This window comes from Lentzea albidocapillata subsp. violacea (genome assembly GCF_900100275.1).
GTDB classification, from domain to species: Bacteria; Actinomycetota; Actinomycetes; order Mycobacteriales; family Pseudonocardiaceae; genus Lentzea; species Lentzea violacea.
Map to the genome: position 1 here is coordinate 23,061 of NZ_FNET01000005.1, position 20,023 is coordinate 43,083.

The following is a 20,023-nucleotide window of genomic DNA, read 5'->3' on the forward strand; positions in this document are numbered from 1 at the left end:
GACAGTCTGCTGTCATGACACAGACGGTGTACCTCGTTCTGGCCGACCAGCTCGCCGACTGGGAGTACGGCCACGTGGCCGCGCAGGTGAGCCTGCAGCAGTTCCAGCAGCAGCCGGGGCGGTACGAGCTGCGGACGGTCGGGCTGACCACGGACCCGATCCGCACGATCGGCGGCGTGCGGATGCTGCCGGACATCGCTATCGAGGACGTCTCGGTGGAGGACGCGGCGATGCTCGTCATGCCAGGCGGAGACGGGTGGGAGTCCGGCTCGCTGGCGGCGTTCGGGAAGCTCGCACGGCGGTTCCGCGAGGCGGGCAAGCCGATCGCGGCGATCTGCGGGGCGACCGTCGCGCTGGCGGCCGAGGGACTGCTCGACGACGTGCCGCACACGTCGAACTTCCTTGAAGGACTTGGTTCTTACGGCGGCGCGGCTCTTTACCGCGACGAACGTGTGGTGCGTGCCGATGGTGTGATCACGGCGGGCGGTGCCTCGGCGCTGGAGTTCGCCCGCGAGGTGCTGGCGGAGCTGGAGACGTTCTCGCCGGGAACCCTGCGGGCCTGGTACGAGTTCAACCGCGACGACACGGTCGAGGCGTTCGGGAAGCTGGTGGCGAGTGTCCAGGACTGAGTCGGCGCCCAGGACTGAATCGGGCGATGTGCTGACCGACGTCGTGATGAGGACTTTCCGTCTGTACGGAGCGTTTCTCGACGCGGCAGAGGTGATGACGAAGCCCGTCGGGCTGACCGCGGCGTGGTGGCAGGTGCTCGGCGCGGTGCTGCGCGAGCCGTTGTCCGTCTCGGGCATCGCGCGGGAGATGGGGCTGGCGCGGCAGTCCGTGCAGCGGATCGCGGACCTGTTGGTGGACAAGGGTTTGGCGGAGTACCTGCCGAACCCGGCGCACGCCCGCGCGAAGCTGGTCCAGCCGACCCCGGAGGGTTTCGCTGCCATCGAACGGTTGCGGGACGCGCAGCACGAGTGGGCCAACCGCGTCAGTGCGCAGGTCTCACTGGAAGACCTGCGCACGACGCTCGCCACGATGACCGCTCTGGTCGCGGCTACGTCCTGATGCCCGGCAGGGGGTTGGGCATCAGGATCGCTAGCCGATCGTGGTCGTGGTCAGGACGGGACTCGGGTCCGGGTAGCCCTTCGCGGCGGCGTTGACCGGGAATCCGAAGACGGTGACGACGGCGGTGAAGGTGAGGCCCGGGGCGTCGTAGCTGGTGCCACCCAGCTTCGTGGTGATCGTCCCGGTGCCGCCCGCCTGGAGGTTGATCGTGACGGTGGGCAGCTCGAAGTCCGCGCCGCCCTTGATCGGCCCCGGCACGTTCAGCACGACATCGTTGCCCTGCAAGGCAACCGTCGGCGTGCCACCCAGCCCGGAGCCGCCGGACAGCGACGCGGACTGGAACGTCGAGTTGGCGGGCACCGGCAACTTCAGCGCGAGACCCTTGATCTCCCGCACCTGCCGCCCGCCGGCCTCGGCCGGGATCTTGTTGGGCGCGGGGTCGATCGTGACCACGACCGAGCCGCCGGGCGCGACGGTCGCGGGTGCCGACGCGTCGACACCCTGGTCGAGTGTGAAGTCCGACGACTGCCCGGCGGCACTCGCCCGGAGCTTGTAGGTGATGGTCTGCGGAGCTGCTGACGCGTTGACGGCGAACATCAGCATCGGTACCAGTGCGGCTGCTGCGATTCCGGCTAGCTTCATGGCCTCTCCCCGATGAGTGGACGAGGGACACTTCCAGCACACGGCGTAATCAATTGACTACTCATGAGTAGGTTTCACGTCAACAGTTCACAGTTCACATCGCCCGAACGGCGCTGTTGATTCGATCTTGTGGCGGCGGCTGAAAGTGGCGTGCGGAGCGGTTGGGCTCAAATGTGCTAGGCTGTGCGCATAGCCTCTGCCACTAGGTGGAGGAAGTGAGCCCAGGTGCGCTTCCGGACGGTTGCTGCCTGGGCTTCGCGCTTTTCAGGGCTCGATGCGGGTCACGACGGGGCTGATGCGCCGCACCCAGTCGCCACCGGCTCCCAGGCACCAGGCCACGGCGTCGCTCACCCACAACGCTGGTTCGGCGGACGACTGGATGTGTTCGTAGACGATGCCGGCATCGCGTGCCTTCGTGCGCGCAAGGACAACACGGTCGCGTCCGTTGCCCGCGTGGTCGCGGGAGTCGAGAACGAGCCGGCTCACTCCCCGGTCGACCGCCTCTGCCACCAGTCGTTCCAGAAGAACGGCCCATGCCGAATCGCCCTTCTCGCGGCTGGACACCACGACGACGTCGAAGGTCCGTTCAACGAGGCGGGACGCGATGAACTTGCGGCGGCTGTCCTTCTCGGACTTGAAGTGCACTCGCCGCTCGCCGGGCAGGAGCAGGCTCCGCATCAGCGACCGGGTCGAGTGCAGCGCGGCGGGAGCGACGAGCGTCGCGGCGAGCAGGTGACCGCCGCGTTCGGTCTCGTCGACGAACATATGCATCCAAACAGGATCGCAGGTGGCACTGACAATTCCCGCTCGGGTGCTTGGGCGTAAATCAAGGAATTGGTTGCGGCACAACAGCTCGGCAGCCACGCACTGGCGAGCTGTGGATTCGATCTTGTGGCGGCGGCTGAAAGTGGCGTGGGGAGCGGTTGGGCTCAAATGTGCTAGGCTGTGCGCATAGCCTTCGCCGCTAGGCGGAGGAAGTGAGCCCAGGTGCGCGTCCGGACGGTCGCTGCCTGGGCTTCGCGCTTTTCTAGAGCTGGCCCAGGTCGACCACGGTCCCGGTAATGGGCGCGATCCGCCGCTTCCAGTCGCTGCCGGCGCCGTGGCACCAAGCGAGCGCGTCGCTGACCCACAGTGCGGGTTCGGAGGACGACTGGATGTGCTCGTACACCAGTCCGGCATCGTGAGCCTTGGTCCTGGTACCGATCACCAGCCGGTCGCGACCGTTGGCCACGGGGTCGCGTGAATCGAGCACCAGGCGGGTGACGCCGGCGCCGACGGCGTCATCGACCAGCAGCGGGAGAAGCTTCGAGCGGACTTTTTCGCTCTTGCCGCGTGCGACGTAGATGTTGAGCACGAGGTCGCAGCACGCCAGCTTGTCGGCGATCAGCTTGCGCCGGGCGGGTTTCTCGGTCTTGAAGTGCACACGTCGGCAACCGGGGAGCAACAGTCCGCGCATCAACGAGCGGGTGGAGTGGAGTGCGTTCGGGGCGATCAGGACGGCTGCCATGAGGTAGCCGCTCCGCTCCGACTCGTCGACGAACATATGCATCCAAACAGGATCGCAGGTGACACCGACAATTCCCGCTCGGGTCGTTGAACGCGATCCAAGGATTTACTTGCAGCACAAGCTAAGCGGCCACCGTCTGACGCGCCACGGCGAAGTCGTAACGGTCGAGCACGAGCTGCGCGACCTCCACGTCGTCCCCCAACGGCTGCGCCACCACAGCATCCCCAGCCAGGGAAGCGACCTTGTCCGGCAGCAACCCCGGCGCCAGGAACCACGACGCCACCGCGATCCGAGTGGCACCCCTCATCCGCAGCTTCTCAACAGCCTCGGGCACGGTAGGCGACGCGATGGAGGCGAACGCCGCCTCAACCCCGGCCCACCCCGACTCGCGGGCCCACCGCCGGGCGACGCGGGCCACGGCCTCGTTCGCCGGAGCGTGCGAGGATCCGGCGCCGGCCAGCACCACGCCCAAAGAACCGTCCCCGAACGAGACCCCGGCCTCGGACAGCCGGCGCAGAGCCGCCGACTCCAGCCGGGGATCCGGTCCCAGCACGTCGGTCACCACAGCAGGCACGCGGGACTCCGCGACGGCGGCCGGAACGTCGACGCGGGCGTGATAAGCCTTGCCCAGCAACAAAGGCACGACCACGGCGGGTCCGCGCAGCACGTCGCTCAACCGAGGCGCGCACAGGTCCAGGAAGCACCCGCGGACGTCCAGCTCGGGCCGCAAAGACCGCACCACGTCCAACAACGCATGGATCGATGCGGCCGAACGGGGATCACGGCTGCCGTGGGCGACAGCGACAAGAGGAATCACAGCGCCCCCGTCAGTCCACGGGCCCGCAGCACAGCGCGTTCCAGCGGCCGGAACAGCAGCAGCTCGATTCCGATGCCCACCAACAGGATCAGGAAGATCGCCGCGATCACCATGTTGATGTCGTTCAACGACGACCCGTTGTGCAGGTACTGCCCGAGCCCGATGCCTAGCTGGGGTGAGGTCGCGATGATCTCCGCGGCCATCAGCGACCGCCACGAGAACGCCCAACCTTGTTTCAAACCGGCCAGATAACCGGGCAGGGCGGCGGGAAGCAGGATGTAGCGGGCCGAAGCGAGCCGGCCGGCACCCAGGGCGCGTCCGACGCGGGGGAGCAGCGGCGGGATCTGGTCGATGCCCGCCACCAGGCCGTTCGCGATCGACGGCACCGAACCCATCAGCACCACGAAGTAGATCGTGGACGGCGTCACGCCGAACCACAGGATCGCGGCCGGAACCCAGGCCACCGAGGGAAGTGACTGCAGGCCGGTCAGCAATGATCCGATCGCCGCGCGCACCACCCGCACCTTGGCGATCAGCAGACCCAGCGGCGTCGCGATCACGACCGCCGCGAGGAATCCGAGCACCGCGCGGTGCAGCGAGGTCCACAGGATGCCGAACGCGTCGCCGGTGGAGATCGAGCGGACGAGCTCGTCCCACACGGTGACCGGAGCGGGGAGCTGGAACTCGGGCAGCAGGGCCGAAGCCCACAACGCCTGCCACACGCCCAGAAGCAGGGCGAAGGCGATGAGGGGTGGCACGCCCGTCTTCAGGAAACGGCGCCAGACCGGCGGCCGGTGTGCCTCTACGGGCACATCGAGCGCGTCGAGGCCGGCGCCGACCTTGTCGAGCGTGTCAGGAGGCGTGGCCACTGATGACCTCTCGCAGATGGATGTTGATCTCGTCGAGGACCTCGTTCGAGGAGTCCGTGACGTCCCACTCGCGCACGACGCGGCCGGGACGTGAGGACAGCAGCACGACGCGCTGGCCGAGGCGGACGGCCTCGCGCACGTCGTGCGTCACGAAGATGATCGCGGTGTTCGTGGTCTCCCAGACGCGCAGCAGTTCGCTCTGCAGCACGTCGCGCGTGATGGCGTCGAGGGCCGCGAACGGCTCGTCCATCAGCAACAGGGCGGGAGCGCCGTCCGGGGAGACGGTGGTGGACGCCAGCGCGCGAGCCAGGGCCACGCGCTGACGCATACCACCGGAAAGCTCGTGCGGACGCTTGTCCGCGACGTCGCCGAGCCGCACCAGGTCCAGCAGCTCCAACGCGCGGCGCTTGCGTGCCAGGCGGCCGACACCGGCGAAGCGCAGCGCCAGTTCGACGTTGCGCGCGGCGGTGAGCCACGGCATCAGAGCGGGCTCCTGGAACATCACGGCCGGGCGGGACGTGTTGAGCTGCAACGAGCCCGACGTCGCGGCGTCGAGGCCCGCGACGATGTTGAGCAGCGTGCTCTTGCCGCAGCCGGACGCGCCCAGAAGGCACACGAACTCGCCCGGCTTGACCCGCAGGTCGACGCCGTCGAGCGCTACCACCGCCGAGTTGCCGTGGCCGAACACCTTGCGGACGCCGGCCAGTTCGACGGCAGTGTCCACAGTAGACAAGACAGTGGTCTCGAGCGTGGCGGTCATGGTGCGTGTCCCCTCAGAAGTTACTTCTGGTCCAGTCCGGCTGCTTGCACCTGCGGCTTGCCCTGTGCCTGGAGAACCTTGTTCAGCAACGCGAAGTCGGCGTACCCGGCGACGTTCGCGGCCTCCTTGGCCACGTCCGCCGTCACGGCGTCCTTCGCGAGCTGCGGGAAGTGGTTGGCCTGCGCGTCGGTCGTGAGCTCGATGTTGTCCCACGCGGCGTCGAGGACGTTGTCGCCGAGCTGCTTGGACGTGAGCTCTTCCAGCGCGGCGTTCACGGACTCCTTGGCCTCGTCCTTGTTGGCCTTCGCCCAGTCGATCGCGGCGACGTGACCCTTCAGCACCGCCTCGACCGTCTCCGGGTGCTCCTGCAGGAACTTCGTCCGCACGACGACCACCGTGGCCGGGAACGTCCCGCCGTCCCACAGCGCCTTCTCGTCCAGCAGCACCTTCGCGCCCGCCTCGGCGACCAGGCGCGCCGACCACGGCTGCGGTGCCCAGGCGGCCTGGATGTCGCCCCTCTTGAACAGGTCGAGCGACGCGGCGTTGTCCACGTTCTGCACGGTGACCTGGCCGGTCAGGTTCTTCTCCGCCAGGTACTTCTTCAGCGACACGTCCTGCGTGTTCGCGAGTTGCGGCGTGGCGACGATCTTGCCCTTGAGGTCCTCGATCGAGTTGATCTCGGGCTTCACCACGAGTTGCGCGCCACCGGACGTGGCACCCGCGATGAGCTTCACGGCCTTGCCCTTGGACTTCGCGTAGGCGTTGATCGCCGGGCCCGAACCGATGTAGGCGATGTCGAGGGACTCGCCCAGCAGCGCGTTCACCTCGTCGGGGCCCGCGTTGAACGTCTGCGTCGTCAGCTTGGTACTGCCGAGCTCCTTGGTGAACAAGCCCTTCTCGACGCCGATCAGCGCGGCGGCGTGGGTCACGTTCGGGAAGTACCCGAGGCGAACCTCGGTCGCGGCACCCTTCGCCTGAACGGGTGCGTCGTCGATGCTGCGCCGAGTGCATCCGCTGACCGCGGTCAGCAGCACGAGCGCGGCGACGACAGCGCGAAACGTCACGGTGTTCCTTCCGCCGCGACGAGCTCGTCGTCGAGACCGGTCAGTTCCGGCAGCGGAGCCCCGACCAGCCCGGCGGCGAGCGTGGAACCGTCGCTCGCGTCGATCACCAGGAAGGACCCGGTGCGCCTGCTGAAGCTGTAGTCGTCCAGCGGAACGGGCTCCGCGAGTCGAAGAGCCACCCGGCCGATCTCGTTGAGCTCCAGCGAGGCAGGGCTGTCCACACTGGACAGGTTCTGCTCGTCGAAGCGGTCGCGCAGCTCGGTGACCACCGCCTGCACGGTGCGCGTGCCGTGCTTGACGAGAACCCGGGCGCCGGGCCGCAGCGACTTCTCCGCGAGCCAGCACAGGGTCGCGTCGAGCTCGTCGGTGACGGTCGGCGCGTTGTCCGCGACGGCGATCAGGTCGCCGCGCGAGATGTCGATGTCGTCGGCCAGCAGCAGCGTGACGGACTGGCCGGCCGCCGCCTCGGTCAGTTCGCCGTCGGCCGTGTCGATCTTCGTGACCGTCGAGCGACGGCCCGACGGCAGCACGATGATCTCGTCGCCCGGCTTGACCGTGCCGGCCGCGACCAGACCGGCGTAACCCCGGTAGTCGAGGTGCTCGGCGGTGCGCGGGCGGATCACGTACTGCACCGGGAAGCGGAACGGGAGCCCAGATCCATCAGCGCGGCGGGTTCCGTCTTCTTCTACTGGCACGTTCTCCAGGTGCTCCAGCAGGGTCGGACCCTCGTACCAAGGCGTGTTCGCGGACTTGTCCACGACGTTGTCGCCTGCCAGCGCCGAAACGGGGATCTCGACGACCGCGTCCTCGGTGTAGCCGAGAGCCGTGGCGTGCGCCGTGAACTCCTTGGCGATGCGGGCGAACGTCACCTCGTCGTAGTCCACGAGGTCGATCTTGTTGACCGCCAGGACCAGCCGCGGCACGCCCAGCAGCGCCAGAACCGCCGCGTGGCGCCGGGTCTGCTCGATGACGCCCTTGCGCGCGTCGACGAGCAGGACCGCGAGCTGCGCGGTGGAGGCGCCGGTGACGGTGTTGCGGGTGTACTGGACGTGGCCAGGGGTGTCCGCGAGCACGAACGACCGTTTGGGCGTCGCGAAGTAGCGGTACGCCACGTCGATCGTGATGCCCTGCTCGCGTTCCGAACGCAGGCCGTCGACCAGCAGTGACAGGTCCGGCGTCGCGAGACCTCGGTCGGCGCTCGCGCGGTGCACGGCGTCGAGCGTGTCCGCGAGCACGGACTTGGTGTCGTAGAGCAACCTGCCGACGAGCGTGGACTTTCCGTCGTCCACGCTGCCTGCGGTAGCCAGCCTCAACAGGTCGCTCATTTAGAAGTAGCCCTCCCGCTTGCGGTCTTCCATGGCGGCCTCGGACAGCCGGTCGTCGGCCCGCGTGGCGCCGCGCTCGGTCAGTCGTGACGCGGCGACCTCGGCGATCACCGCGTGGATGTCGGCGGCGTCGGACTCGACGGCACCCGTGCAGGAGCCGTCACCGACCGTGCGGTAGCGAACTGTCTTGCGCTGCAACGCTTCGCCGTCGCGCACCGTGCCCCAGGGGCCTTCGGCGAGCCACATGCCGTCGCGCAGGAACACGTCGCGCTGGTGCGAGTAGTAGATGTCCGGCAGCTCGATGCCCTCGCGCTCGATGTAGTTCCACACGTCGAGCTCGGTCCAGTTGGACAGCGGGAACACGCGGACGTGCTCACCGGCGCGGTGCCGTCCGTTGTAGAGGTTCCACAGCTCCGGGCGCTGGCGCTTCGGGTCCCACTGGCCGAACGCCGTGCGCAGGCTGAAGATCCGCTCCTTGGCGCGCGCCCGTTCCTCGTCCCGGCGTCCACCGCCGAAGACCGCGTCGAACTTGTGCTGCGTGATGGAGTCCAGCAGCGGCACGGTCTGCAGCGGGTTGCGGGTGCCGTCCGGACGCTCTTCGAGGCGGCCGTCGTCGATCCAGTCCTGGACCTTCGCGACCTCCAGGCGCAGACCGTGTTGCGCGACAACGCGGTCGCGGAACTCGATGACCTCGTCGAAGTTGTGCCCGGTGTCGACGTGCAGCAACGGGAACGGCACCGGCGCCGGGTAGAACGCCTTGATCGCGAGGTGCAGCAGCAGCGTCGAGTCCTTGCCGCCGGAGAAGAGGATCACCGGCCGGTCGAACTCGCCAGCGACCTCGCGGAAGATGTGGATCGCCTCGGATTCGAGGCGTCCCAGGGTGTCCAGAGCCAGTGTCATCCGTGCAACCCACATTCAGTCTTGGACTGGCCCGCCCACCGGCCGCTGCGGGCGTCCTGCCCCGGCAACGGCTTGGCGGTGCACGGCAGGCAGCCGATGGAGGGATAACCCTCCTGCACCAACAGGTTCTCGAGGACGCCCTTCTCGCGGATGTAGGCGTTGAACTCGTCGTCGCTCCACGGCGCGATCGGGTTGATCTTCACCAGGCCGTTGCGCTCGTCCCACTGCACGATCGGCGTGTTGGCCCGCGTCGGGGCGTCCACGCGGCGCACGCCGGTGACCCACGCGTCGTACTTCGCGAGCTCGCGACGCAGGGGGATCACTTTCCGCAGGTTGCAGCACTTCGCCGGATCCGACTGGTACAGCAGGCCGAACTCCGCCTCCTGATCCGCGACGGACTGCTCGGCGGCGGCGTTGACGACGCGCACCTCCGGATAGACGACACCGACGGCGTCACGCACGCCGATGGTCTCCGGGAAGTGGTAGCCCGTCTCCAGGAACAGCACGTCGAAGTTCGGCTTCACCTTGGCGGCGAGGTCGATCAGCACGGCGTCCTGCATGTTGGAGGCGACGATGTAGTTGTCGCCGAACGTCCGCGCGACCCACTGCAGCGCTTCCTCGGGACTCGCGTCCCTCAGTTCCTGCTCGGCCGCGTCGGCGACGATCTTGAGGTCTTCCTTGAGATCGCTCACTTCTTCACCTCCTGCGGCAGGTTGAGCCCGACGAACGAGACCTTGAAGACGCGGCGGCACCCGGTGCACAGCCACGCGTAGCTGGGTTCCTCCTGCGGCCGGAGGTCCTCGTCACCGCAGTAGGGGCAGTAGAACGGCGTCGCCCTCTCAGTCATCGCAGCCTCCGCTGAGACACGTACGTCGGCTGGCCGTCATCGCAGCGAACCCTCTTCCGCCCGGCCGACCCACTGCGCGAACCGCTCGTCGGTCTCGCGCTGGGCGACGAAGTTCCGCACGACCCGCTCGACGTACTCGGGCAGCTCGGCCGAGGTCACCTTGTGGCCGCGCAACTTCCGGCCGAACCCGGCGTCGAGACCGAGGCCACCGCCGAGGTGCACCTGGAAGCCCTCGACCTGGTTGCCCTGCTCGTCCGTGACGATCTGGCCCTTGAGTCCGATGTCCGCGGTCTGGATGCGGGCACAGGAGTTGGGGCAGCCGTTGATGTGCACGGTGATCGGCGCCGTGACGCCGTCGACGATGTCCTTGAGGTTGGCTTCGAGCTGCGTGACGAGGTCGAGGGCGCGCGCCTTCGTCTCGACGATCGCGAGCTTGCAGAACTCGATGCCGGTGCACGCCATGATGCCCCGGCGCCACGGCGACGGGTCGACCTGCAGGCCCAGCTTGGCGAGATCGCTCTTGAGCGCCGGGATCTCGGACTCGGGCACGTCCAGCACGATGATCTTCTGCTGCGGCGTGAAACGGACGCGGCGGGAGCCGGCCCGTTCCGCGTACTTCGCGACCTCGACGAGGATCGAGCCCGACACACGGCCCGCGACGGGAGCGGCGCCGACGTAGAACAGGCCGTCCTTCTGCTTGTGCACGCCGATGTGGTCGAGCTGCTGGTCCAGGGTCTCCGGCGCCGGGCCGTCGATCATCTTGCGCTTGAGGTACTCGTCCTCGACGACCTGGCGGAACTTCTCCGGGCCCCAGTCGGCGACGAGGAACTTGATGCGCGCGCGGTGGCGCAGCCGGCGGTAGCCGTAGTCGCGGAAGACGCTGATGACGGCTTCCCACACGTCCGGCACCTCGTCGAGCGGCACCCAGGCGCCCAAACGCTTGCCCAGCATGGGGTTCGTGGACAGGCCGCCACCGACCCAGAGGTCGAAGCCCGGCCCGTGCTCGGGGTGGTGCACGCCGACGAACGCGATGTCGTGGATCTCGTGCGCGACGTCCTGCAGACCGGAGATGGCCGTCTTGAACTTGCGCGGCAGGTTGGAGAAGCGCGGGTCGCCGATGTAGCGCTCGAGGATCGTGTCGATCGCCGGCTGCCCGTCGATCACCTCGTCCTGCGAGATGCCCGCGACCGGCGAACCGAGGATGACGCGCGGGCTGTCGCCACACGCCTCCATCGTCGTCAGGCCGACGGCTTCGAGCTTCTGCCAGATCGTGGGAACGTCCTCGACCCGGATCCAGTGGTACTGGATGTTCTGCCGGTCGGTGATGTCCGCGGTGTCACGCGCGTAGGTCTGCGAGATCTCGCCGAGGACCGTCAACTGCTCCGTGGTGAGCGCACCGCCGTCGCTGCGGACGCGCATCATGAAGAACTCGTCGTCCAGCTCCTCCGGCTCCAGCGTGGCCGTGCGGCCGCCGTCGATGCCGGGCTTGCGCTGCGTGTACAGGCCGTACCAGCGGAACCGTCCGCGCAGGTCGGCCGGGTCGATCGAGTCGAAACCGCCGTGGGCGTAGATGTTCTCGATGCGGGCGCGGACGTTGAGCGGGTTGTCGTCCTTCTTGCTCCGCTCGTTGGGGTTCAGCGGCTCTCGGTAACCGAGTGCCCACTGCCCCTCGCCGCGACGCTGCTTGGCACGCGGTGACGTCTGCGGCGTGGCCATCGCCATCCTCCGGGTTTCGAGGCGCTCAGTGCGCGTGCGAGCCCGGAGGTGCTTGTGGTGGGGGCGTCGTCAGCGCGCCGAGCGCTGACGGGAACAAATCAGCGCGCGGTCATGCCGAACGACGGCACATCGCGCTGGAGACACGACGGAAGTCGACGTGGCGGCGGGCCACGAGGCGGACTCCAGTCGAATGCATGACCTCAGTGTGCATGCCGTCCAGTGCGTGGTCCACCGCCAACCGAATGCTGGGATTGCCGAGGGGGAGTTGACATCCCGGCCCGATCTCACTCCGTAGCATTTCTGTCACCGTCAGATACTCTCCCTGGTCGAACACCGCCATTCGGGCCGTGTAGGGGACACTGGGAGTCATGCCCTCCGCTTTGCCCGATGGCGAGCCCGCGCCCGCCGACGGTTCGCTTCCCCCTTCCGCTCTCGCCGGTGTCGGCTCGCGCCCCTTCGGCATCTACGTGCACGTGCCGTTCTGCGCGACCCGTTGCGGCTACTGCGACTTCAACACCTACACGCCCGGTGAGCTGGGTTCCTCCGCGTCACCGGAGTCGTGGCTGGAGGGCCTGCGCCGCGAACTGGACCTGGCCGCTTCCGTCCTCGGGACCGCTCCGCTGGCCGAAACCGTGTTCGTCGGCGGTGGCACGCCATCTCTGCTCGGTGCCTCGGGTCTGGGCGACGTCCTGGACGCGGTGCGGCAGTCGTTCGGCCTGGCTCCCGGCGCCGAGGTGACGACGGAGTCGAACCCCGAGTCGACGTCGGTGGAGTTCTTCTCCGGTATTCGTTCGGCCGGCTACACGCGCGTGTCGTTGGGCATGCAGTCCGCAGCCAGGCACGTTCTCGCCGTGCTGGACCGCAAGCACACGCCCGGCCGTCCCGGCGAGGCCGCGCTGGAGGCCCGCGCGGCCGGGTTCGAGCACGTGAACCTCGACCTGATCTACGGCACGCCGGGGGAACGCCCCTCGGACCTGGCTTCGTCCCTGGACGCCGTGCTGGCCGCGGGCGTCGACCACGTATCCGCCTACGCGCTGATCGTGGAGGACGGCACCGGCCTCGCCCGCCGCATCCGCCGCGGCGACCTGCCCATGCCGGACGACGACGTGCTGGCCTCGTCTTACGAGATGGTCGACTCGGTGCTGAGCGGCGCCGGCTTCTCCTGGTACGAGGTGTCGAACTGGGCGACCTCCGCCGAGGCGCAGTGCCGCCACAACGTCCTGTACTGGAAGGGCGCCGACTGGTGGGGCTTCGGTCCCGGCGCGCACAGCCACGTGGGCGGCGTGCGCTTCTGGAACGTGAAGCACCCGGCCCGCTACTCGGCCCTGCTGGCCGAGGGCAACTCACCCGCAGCCGGCCGCGAGACGCTGTCGGCCGAGGACCAGCGCGTCGAACGGGTCCTGCTGGAACTACGCCTCGCCGAAGGCCTGCCGATGGACGTGCTGGACGACGCCGGCCGTGAGGAGGCGAAGCAGGCGATCGCCGACGGGTTGCTCGAACCGCACGACGACCGCTGCGTGCTGACCGACCGCGGCCGCCTGCTGGCCGACGCCGTCGTCAGGCGCCTGCTGCCCTGATCAGCGGGCGCGCAGGTCGTGCTGACTGCGCACCTCGGTGATCTTCTGGCCTTCTTTGTCGTACGTCACCGTGCCCCACCAGAGCCCGTCCTCCCTGCGGGCCTCTTCCCAGACAACCGAGCCCCTCCACCACTCGTCGTCGCTGAGCACCAGGCATGGCTTCCCCGGTGGCCGCAGCCACACCACGTTGTCCACGTTTGGACCCTAGCGACGGGCACCGACAAAAACCGGAGCCCGGATCGAGCACGACTTCAGAGCGGGCACCGGGCAGGAACGGGGCTGGGTAAACTCGGAAGCAGTGGACACGGAGGTGAACAGCGGTGAACGCCGATGAGCGTCGGTTCGAGGTGCTGCGCGCCATCGTTGCCGACTACGTGTCCAACCAGGAGCCCGTGGGGTCGAAAGCGCTGGTCGACCGGCACAACCTGGGTGTCTCGAGCGCGACCGTGCGCAACGACATGGCCGCGCTGGAGGACGAGGGCTACATCGCCCAGCCGCACACCAGCGCGGGGCGCGTGCCGACGGACAAGGGCTACCGGCTCTTCGTCGACAAGCTGAGTGAGATCAAGCCGCTCTCGCAGGCCGAGAAGCGGGCTATCCGCAGCTTCCTCGACGGCGCGATCGACCTCGACGACGTGATGCGTCGCAGTGTGCGGTTGCTCGCGCAGCTGACCAGGCAGGTGGCGGTGATCCAGGTGCCGACGCTGTCCCGCGCGGCCGTGCGCCACCTGGAGGTGCTGCCGATCACGCCGTCGCGGCTGATGCTGGTGCTCATCACCGACACCGGCCGTGTCGACCAGCGCATCGTCGAGCTCGGGGACGTGATCAGCGAGGCGCACACGGCCCAGCTGCGCGGCGTGCTGAACCAGGCGATGGCGGGGCAGCGGCTGGCTGAGGCGAGTGCCAAGGTCGCCGAGCTGCCCGACGAGGTTCCGCCGAACCTGCGCGATCCGATGCTGCGAGTCGCTACTGTGCTCATCGAGACGCTGGTGGAGCACCCGGAGGAACGGCTGGTGCTCGGCGGTACCGCGAACCTCACGCGCAGCATCACCGACTTCCCGGGCTCGCTGCGGCAGGTGCTGGAAGCGCTGGAGGAGCAGGTCGTCGTGCTCAAGCTGCTCGCCGCCTCCCGCGACCCCGGTCGCGTGCTGGTGCGCATCGGCGAGGAGAACGAAGCCGCTGAGATGCGCAGCACTTCCGTGGTGTCCATCGGCTACGGCAGCCGTGACAATCCACTCGGGGGCCTCGGCGTCGTCGGACCGACGCGCATGGACTACCCCGGGACCATGGCCGCGGTGCGCGCGGTCGCCAACTATGTCGGTGAGATCCTGACCGGTCGTTGACCAGAAACGTCTTGCACTTGAGATGAACACGAAAGCGAACAAGGTGGCCAGGGATTACTACGGCATCCTCGGTGTCTCGCAGAACGCGACACAGGATGAGATCAAGCGCGCCTATCGCAAGCTCGCGAGGCAGCTGCACCCGGACGTCAATCCCAACGAGGAGGCCCGCTTCAAGGAGGTGACGGCCGCCTACGAGGTGTTGTCGAACCCGGAGAAGCGCCGCGTCGTCGACCTGGGAGGCGACCCGCTCGACTCGGGCGGCGGTGGCCGCGCGGGCGGTGACCCGTTCGCGGGCTTCGGCCTGGGCGACATCATGGACGCCTTCTTCGGCGCCACGCCCGGCGGTGGCCGCGGGCCGCGCAGCCGCGTGCAGCCCGGCTCCGACGCGCTGATCCGGCTCGACATGACGCTGGAGGAGTGCGCGGCGGGCGCCACCCGTGAGCTGACCGTCGACACGGCGATCCTGTGCGACCGCTGCCACGGCGCCGGCACCCAGAACAACTCCAAGCCCGTCCAGTGCGACACCTGCCACGGCCGCGGCGAGGTCCAGTCGGTGCAGCGCTCGTTCCTCGGGCAGGTCGTCACGTCTCGTCCGTGCCCGGTGTGCCGCGGCTACGGCGAGGTCATCCCCGACCCGTGCCAGCAGTGCGCCGGTGACGGCCGCACGCGGTCGCGCCGCACGATCTCCGTGAACATCCCCGCCGGTGTCGCCGAGGGCATGCGCGTGCGCCTCGCGGGCCAGGGCGAGGTCGGCCCCGGCGGTGGCCCGGCCGGCGACCTCTACGTCGAGGTCGAGGAGCACCCGCACGAGATCTTCGAACGCGACGGCGCCGACCTGCACTGCATCGTCCAGATCCCGATGACGACGGCCGCCCTGGGCGCCACGTTGCCGTTGAAGACCCTGGACGGCGAGGAAGAGCTGCAGATCGACCCCGGCACGCAGCCGGGCACGCAGCTCGTCATGACCGGCCGCGGCATGCCGAAGCTGCGTTCCACCGGCCGTGTCGACGGTCGCGGAGACCTGCACGTGCACCTTGAGGTGGTCGTGCCGACCAAGCTCGACGCCGCGCAGTCCTCGTTGCTGCGCGACCTGGCCGAGATGCGGGGCGAGAGCGAGCCCTCCCTGTCCCACAACGGCAAGGGCGGCGGCGGGCTGTTCGCCCGCCTGCGCTCCTCACGCGGCCACCGGTGACCCTGCCGGTCTTCCTCGTCGAGGCGTTGCCCTCCGGCGAGGAGTTCGTGCTCGACGGCCCGGAAGGCCGGCACGCCGCCACCGTGAAGCGGTTGCGCGCGGGCGAGGAGCTCGTGCTGTCGGACGGGTCCGGTGCCCAGGTGCGCTGTTCCGTGGTGGCGGTGGAGAAGGACGCCCTGGCGTTGCGTGTGGTCGAGCGCTGGGTGGAGCCCGAACCGGCCCCGCGCGTCGTGCTCGCCCAGGCCCTGGTGAAGGGCGACCGCGGTGAGCTGGCGGTCGAGCTGGCCACCGAGGCCGGCGTGGACGGCGTGGTGCCGTGGCGCGCGGCCCGGTGCGTGGCGAAGTGGGAAGACGGCCCGCGCGGTGCGAAAGCGTTGGGGCGTTGGCGATCCACGGTCCGTGAGGCGGCCAAGCAGGCCCGTCGCGCGCGAGTGCCGTTCGTCGACGAACCCGTGAGCACGAATCAGCTTTCTCATCGCGTGTCGTCGTCGGCGCTCACTCTCGTGTTGCACGAAAGCGCGACCGAACGACTTGCGGACGTCCCGTTGCCCGATTCGGGTGACGTGCTACTTGTAGTGGGTCCCGAGGGTGGAATCACGCCCGAGGAACTCGACGCGTTGCGATCTTCGGGGGCGCGGATCGTCCGATTGGGTCCAACCGTTCTGCGTGCATCTACCGCTGCGGCGGTTGCTCTTGGTGCCATTGGGGTACGTACCAGTAGGTGGTGACCCCGATCACTCCGAAGATGAACATCGGATGGATTGGCTTGACGCAAGTTGTAGCGAACCGCAGGCGGTTGGGGTTACCCTTGTTGCAGAGGGGCTGATTGGTCTATCCGGAAACGGAGTAGACGATTAGCCTTTCTGACCAAAAGACTCGCCGGACACCTCCCCCCTCGGTCCGGCGTCGGCGCCTCGCGGCGAAGCGACCCCCAGGCTTCGGACCGCGAGGCGCCCCTTTTGGTTTCAGGTGTCATTGTGCGCCCTGCGCTGGCCGTCTGGCCTGCGGGTTCGTCACCCCCTATCGAACCGGTGCGCTTCTCGGCGAATTCTTGTCGTTCACGTAAGTTCTGCGTGTGCAGCGAATTGCTTACGGTGACCATCCCAGTCAGTTCGGCGAGCTTTACGTTCCCCAGACCGCGACTCAGGGTGCCGTTGTCGTCATTCACGGTGGTTTTTGGCACCAGCGCTACGGCCTCGAACTCGGCCGCCCTCTCGCGGACGTGCTCGTCGCGGAAGGATTTGTCGTCTGGAACATCGAATACCGGCGGGTGAGCGGCGGCGGTGGGTGGCCGCAGACGGGTGAGGACGTGCTCGCCGCCATCGACGCCGTCGACATCGGGCCCGTCGTGACGCTCGGGCACAGCGCCGGAGGCCACCTCGCCGTGTGGGCGGCCAGGCACAGCGCGCGAGTGGTCGGGGCGGTCGCCCAGGCGGCGGTGCTGGACTTCACCAGGCACATCACGCCGCGGGCGCTGGAACTGTGCACCGAGGAACAGTTCGCGGAGGCCTCGCCGGCCGCGTTGATCCCCATCGGCAAGCCGGTGGTGTGCGTGCACGGTGACCAGGACGAGGACGTCCCGGTCGAGCAGTCGATCGAGTTCTGCGCCGCCGAGCCGCAGGCGGAACTCGTCGTGGTGCAGGGCGCAGGGCACATGGACATGATCACGCCGGGCACCGAGTCGTGGGAGAGGTGCCGCGCGGCTGTCGTTCGGCTCGCGCACGGCTGCTAGAAAGGGCCGGTGCCGAAGGTTGTCGACCATGAGCAACGCCGTCGCGAACTCGCTGAGGCAGTGTGGCGCATCGTGCGGCGGGACGGGATAGACCACGCGTCCGTGCGCGCCGTCGCCGCCGAGTCCGGCTGGTCGAGCGGGTCGCTGCGCCACTACTTCCCGACGCAGGACGCGCTGCTGGGGTTCGCGATGGAGCTCGCGTACCGGCGGTTCATCGCGCGGTTGGCCACGATCGACACCTCGGCCGGCAACCGGGAGGTGCTGCGGTCCTTCGCACACGAGATGCTGGCGATGGACGACGACCGCCGGGTCGAGGCCGCGGTGCTGCTGTCGTTCCTGCCGCGAGCGATGGTCGAGCCGTCGTTGCACGAGCTGGAACGCATCGGCACACGCGAGTTGTACGGCGAGATCGCGCGGGTTCTCGTTGCGGCGCAAGAAGCCGGTGAGCTGCGAAATGGCGTCGTGCCGATGAAGGCCGCACGGCGGTTCATCGTGCTGATCGACGGCCTCAACATCCACCACGGGCTCGGCCCCGACGAGCTCACGGTCGCCGACATGGTCGAGGCCGTCGACGAGCAGCTGGACCGGCTGTTCGTCCAGGGTCTGTAGTGAAGTCTGGTCCGATGAGGGTCGCGCTTGAGGTGGTTCCCGGTGGTGCGGCCGGGCGGCCCGCATACCGGTGTTGTATGTGGGTTGTCCGGCCGTGCCGCCAGGGGCCGCCGCGGGCTCGGCTGTCGCGGATCAGACTTCGATACAGACCCTAGGCTTGGGGCATGGCCTGTTTGTTCTGCCGGATCGCCGGCGGTGAGATTCCCGCGACGATCGTGCACGAGACCAAGACGACGCTCGCGTTCCGCGACATCCAGCCCAAGGCGCCCGTGCACGTGCTGCTCATCCCGCGCGAGCACGTGCCGAACGCCGTCGACCTGAACGGCGACCAGCTCGGCGACCTCTTCGCCGCCGCGAAGGAGGTCGCCGACGCCGAGGGCGTGGCCGAGTCGGGCTACCGGCTGCTCTTCAACACCGGGCCGGACAGCGGACAGGAGGTCTTCCACGCCCACCTGCACCTGCTGGGCGGCCGGCGCCTCTAGCCCAGCGCCTGCAGCAGGGGAGCGTGGTAGCGGGTGCGGTCACCGGGCAGGTGCTCGGCACCGCGGACCATCCAGGTGGCCTCGCCCCACGACTCCAGGCCGTGCTCGCGCACGAACGCGATGACCTCGGGATCGTGCACGTCGACGCGCACGCTGGGATCACCGGCGGCGCAGTCGGCGATGAGCGCGCACGCGTCGGCGGCGGAGTCCGCGATGACCGGGCCGATCAGCTTCCGGCCCTCGCGCACCTGCCACGAGCCCGCGACGCCGTGCTCGGAGATCCGGACCGTGCCCATCCTGAGCAGCGACTCCCACAGGTACGGCCGGGTGAGGCCGGTGACCTTGGTGTCGAGCGCGACGAGGTCGTCGAGGTCGGCGGCGGTCGCGATATGCGATATATCGGATGCCGGTCCGGTGAAGGTCCCAGCGTGGATGTCGGTGAAGCCGACGGCGCGGAAACCCATCTGCTCGTAAAGCGGGCGGCCCATCGACGTCGCGAACAACGTCGAGACATCCGTATCCAATACATGGGATACCAGTCGGCGGGCGTGGCCTTGGCGCGCGGCGCGTTCGGCGACCAGCACCATGCTGACCGACGCCAGCTCCGGATAACGCGTCACGATCGTCGTGCCGACGAGGCCCTGCTCGTCGAACAGTCCCCAGCCGTCGCCGTACGTGAGCAGGAACTCCCATTTGCTCTCCTCGCGCGGCCACGACCGGCTTTCCGCCAGGTCGGAGCACGCGGGGATGTCGTCCAAGGTCAGTCGTCGCAGTTCCACAGTTTCCCCAGTCATCCCAGCGCGAGCGACGCGGGCGCGAAGTACCGCCCACGGTCGCCGCCGACGTCATCGACGCCGTGCACCATCAGCGCGCAGCCTCCGCGCGCCTCGTAGCCCTTGCCCAACAGGAACGCCGCCACCTCCGGGTCGCTCACGTCGACGCGGGACGGCCCGGCGCCGGCGGCCACGTCAGCGATGATCTCGCACGCCGCCGCCGCGTTCGGTGCCACGAGCGGACCGATGACCAACGTCTCACCCATGCGTCGCGTGCAGACGAAGCCGTCCTCCGCGATGTGAGGCGTGTAGACCGATGACGGACCGAACACGTGCATCCAGAACGCCTCCCGCGTGAACCCGCTCGCCGCCCGGTCCAGCGCCACCACCGAGGGCAGGTCGCCCGACGTCGCCGGCCGCGTCACGCCGGCAGCCGCGCCGGTGATCTCGCCGTGGTACTCCAACGCACGCCCGACCGAGTGAAAGCCGAGCCGCTCGTACAGCGGCTCACCCATCGAGGTCGCGTACAGCACCGACGGACCCGTATCCAATATATTGGATATCAGAGCGCCCGCGATGCCCTTGCGCTCGGCCCACGAACCGACCAGCACGCCGCTGATCGCCTGCATCTCGGGATACGGCGTGACCAGGGTCGTGCCGAGCAGCCCGGTCTCGTCGAAGGCGCCGAAGCCCGGACCGAGGGCCAGCAGCATCTCCCACTGCGCTGGCGTCCAGCTCCAACCCCGGTCCGTCACGAGTTTCATGCACTCGGGTACGTCCTCGACACCAAGCCTGCGGAT

General features: G+C 68.6%; 24 protein-coding genes. 9 read left to right on the forward strand and 15 right to left on the reverse strand.

The annotated features are described in order from the left end of the window. The first annotated feature begins 14 nt into the window (after nt 1-14). Complete coding sequence (locus BLR21_RS12910) at nt 15-629, forward strand: DJ-1/PfpI family protein (RefSeq protein WP_218130864.1); 615 nt, start codon at nt 15-17, stop codon at nt 627-629. A gap of 46 nt (nt 630-675) precedes the next feature. Further along, entirely contained in the window at nt 676-1,068 is a 393-nt protein-coding gene (locus tag BLR21_RS12915) for a MarR family winged helix-turn-helix transcriptional regulator (RefSeq protein WP_090006450.1), read from the forward strand. 30 nt (nt 1,069-1,098) lie between these two features. Here the strand turns inward: BLR21_RS12915 and BLR21_RS42440 are convergent, their stop codons facing one another. The 12 genes from BLR21_RS42440 to BLR21_RS12975 form a co-directional block, all read right to left on the reverse strand. Then, entirely contained in the window at nt 1,099-1,710 is a 612-nt protein-coding gene (locus BLR21_RS42440) for a hypothetical protein (RefSeq protein ID WP_090006098.1), read from the reverse strand. A gap of 264 nt (nt 1,711-1,974) precedes the next feature. Continuing rightward, nucleotides 1,975-2,481: a hypothetical protein gene (locus tag BLR21_RS12925; protein WP_143027699.1), complete on the reverse strand. Its 507-nt coding sequence runs from the start codon at nt 2,479-2,481 to the stop codon at nt 1,975-1,977. A gap of 256 nt (nt 2,482-2,737) precedes the next feature. Then, nucleotides 2,738-3,259 carry a hypothetical protein gene (locus BLR21_RS12930; protein WP_143027700.1) on the reverse strand — a complete coding sequence of 174 codons (522 nt, stop codon included), beginning with the start codon at nt 3,257-3,259 and terminating at the stop codon, nt 2,738-2,740. Between the two features lie 79 nt (nt 3,260-3,338). After that, nucleotides 3,339-4,034, reverse strand: coding sequence for a sirohydrochlorin chelatase (locus BLR21_RS12935; RefSeq protein ID WP_090006101.1), 696 nt, complete (start codon nt 4,032-4,034; stop codon nt 3,339-3,341). Further along, on the reverse strand, nt 4,031-4,903 hold the full coding sequence (locus tag BLR21_RS12940) for an ABC transporter permease (protein ID WP_090006102.1): 873 nt from the start codon (nt 4,901-4,903) through the stop codon (nt 4,031-4,033). The genes BLR21_RS12935 and BLR21_RS12940 overlap by 4 nt, the downstream gene beginning before the upstream one ends. Next, complete coding sequence (locus BLR21_RS12945; RefSeq protein ID WP_090006103.1) at nt 4,887-5,663, reverse strand: ABC transporter ATP-binding protein; 777 nt, start codon at nt 5,661-5,663, stop codon at nt 4,887-4,889. The genes BLR21_RS12940 and BLR21_RS12945 overlap by 17 nt, the downstream gene beginning before the upstream one ends. A gap of 20 nt (nt 5,664-5,683) precedes the next feature. After that, a complete protein-coding gene (locus BLR21_RS12950; RefSeq protein ID WP_090006104.1) occupies nt 5,684-6,727 on the reverse strand; it encodes an ABC transporter substrate-binding protein in 1,044 nt (347 codons plus the stop codon). Continuing rightward, a complete protein-coding gene (locus BLR21_RS12955; RefSeq protein ID WP_090006105.1) occupies nt 6,724-8,052 on the reverse strand; it encodes a sulfate adenylyltransferase subunit 1 in 1,329 nt (442 codons plus the stop codon). Before BLR21_RS12955 ends, BLR21_RS12950 begins: the two co-directional genes overlap by 4 nt. After that, on the reverse strand, nt 8,053-8,952 hold the full coding sequence (cysD, locus tag BLR21_RS12960) for a sulfate adenylyltransferase subunit CysD (protein ID WP_176929612.1): 900 nt from the start codon (nt 8,950-8,952) through the stop codon (nt 8,053-8,055). After that, the gene (locus BLR21_RS12965) at nt 8,949-9,644 is read right to left on the reverse strand and encodes a phosphoadenylyl-sulfate reductase (protein WP_090006107.1); all 696 of its coding nucleotides are present in this window, start codon (nt 9,642-9,644) and stop codon (nt 8,949-8,951) included. Before BLR21_RS12965 ends, cysD begins: the two co-directional genes overlap by 4 nt. Next, the gene (locus tag BLR21_RS12970; RefSeq protein WP_090006108.1) at nt 9,641-9,799 is read right to left on the reverse strand and encodes an Insertion element protein; all 159 of its coding nucleotides are present in this window, start codon (nt 9,797-9,799) and stop codon (nt 9,641-9,643) included. The genes BLR21_RS12965 and BLR21_RS12970 overlap by 4 nt, the downstream gene beginning before the upstream one ends. Before the next feature lie 36 nt (nt 9,800-9,835). Then, nucleotides 9,836-11,515 (reverse strand): nitrite/sulfite reductase, encoded by a 1,680-nt coding sequence (locus tag BLR21_RS12975; protein ID WP_090006109.1) that lies wholly within the window; start codon nt 11,513-11,515, stop codon nt 9,836-9,838. A gap of 368 nt (nt 11,516-11,883) precedes the next feature. Between BLR21_RS12975 and hemW the strand changes: the two genes are divergently transcribed. Beyond that, nucleotides 11,884-13,092 carry a radical SAM family heme chaperone HemW gene (gene hemW / locus BLR21_RS12985; RefSeq protein WP_090006111.1) on the forward strand — a complete coding sequence of 403 codons (1,209 nt, stop codon included), beginning with the start codon at nt 11,884-11,886 and terminating at the stop codon, nt 13,090-13,092. On the opposite strand, the gene BLR21_RS12990 is transcribed toward hemW, so the two are convergent. Beyond that, nucleotides 13,093-13,287, reverse strand: coding sequence for a hypothetical protein (locus BLR21_RS12990; RefSeq protein ID WP_090006112.1), 195 nt, complete (start codon nt 13,285-13,287; stop codon nt 13,093-13,095). It abuts the gene before it with no gap. A gap of 125 nt (nt 13,288-13,412) precedes the next feature. Between BLR21_RS12990 and hrcA the strand changes: the two genes are divergently transcribed. From hrcA to BLR21_RS13020, 6 genes are all read left to right on the forward strand, one after another. Next, entirely contained in the window at nt 13,413-14,435 is a 1,023-nt protein-coding gene (gene hrcA / locus BLR21_RS12995; protein ID WP_030474414.1) for a heat-inducible transcriptional repressor HrcA, read from the forward strand. A gap of 43 nt (nt 14,436-14,478) precedes the next feature. Next, on the forward strand, nt 14,479-15,627 hold the full coding sequence (gene dnaJ, locus BLR21_RS13000) for a molecular chaperone DnaJ (RefSeq protein WP_090006452.1): 1,149 nt from the start codon (nt 14,479-14,481) through the stop codon (nt 15,625-15,627). Further along, nucleotides 15,624-16,355, forward strand: a complete 732-nt coding sequence (locus BLR21_RS13005; protein WP_090006113.1) for a 16S rRNA (uracil(1498)-N(3))-methyltransferase — start codon at nt 15,624-15,626, stop codon at nt 16,353-16,355. The genes dnaJ and BLR21_RS13005 overlap by 4 nt, the downstream gene beginning before the upstream one ends. Nucleotides 16,356-16,702: 347 nt before the next feature. Next, the gene (locus BLR21_RS13010) at nt 16,703-17,359 is read left to right on the forward strand and encodes an alpha/beta hydrolase family protein (RefSeq protein ID WP_090006114.1); all 657 of its coding nucleotides are present in this window, start codon (nt 16,703-16,705) and stop codon (nt 17,357-17,359) included. 9 nt (nt 17,360-17,368) lie between these two features. Then, nucleotides 17,369-17,968, forward strand: a complete 600-nt coding sequence (locus tag BLR21_RS13015) for a TetR/AcrR family transcriptional regulator (RefSeq protein ID WP_090006115.1) — start codon at nt 17,369-17,371, stop codon at nt 17,966-17,968. A 164-nt stretch (nt 17,969-18,132) separates the two neighbouring features. After that, nucleotides 18,133-18,450 carry a histidine triad nucleotide-binding protein gene (locus BLR21_RS13020; protein WP_090006116.1) on the forward strand — a complete coding sequence of 106 codons (318 nt, stop codon included), beginning with the start codon at nt 18,133-18,135 and terminating at the stop codon, nt 18,448-18,450. Here BLR21_RS13020 and BLR21_RS13025 read toward each other — a convergent pair. Together BLR21_RS13025 and BLR21_RS13030 are read right to left on the reverse strand one after the other, a co-directional pair. Further along, nucleotides 18,447-19,229 (reverse strand): GNAT family N-acetyltransferase, encoded by a 783-nt coding sequence (locus BLR21_RS13025; protein ID WP_176929613.1) that lies wholly within the window; start codon nt 19,227-19,229, stop codon nt 18,447-18,449. The genes BLR21_RS13020 and BLR21_RS13025 overlap by 4 nt on opposite strands. Nucleotides 19,230-19,240: 11 nt before the next feature. Beyond that, nucleotides 19,241-19,987 (reverse strand): GNAT family N-acetyltransferase, encoded by a 747-nt coding sequence (locus tag BLR21_RS13030; protein ID WP_143027701.1) that lies wholly within the window; start codon nt 19,985-19,987, stop codon nt 19,241-19,243. Nucleotides 19,988-20,023: the final 36 nt, after the last annotated feature.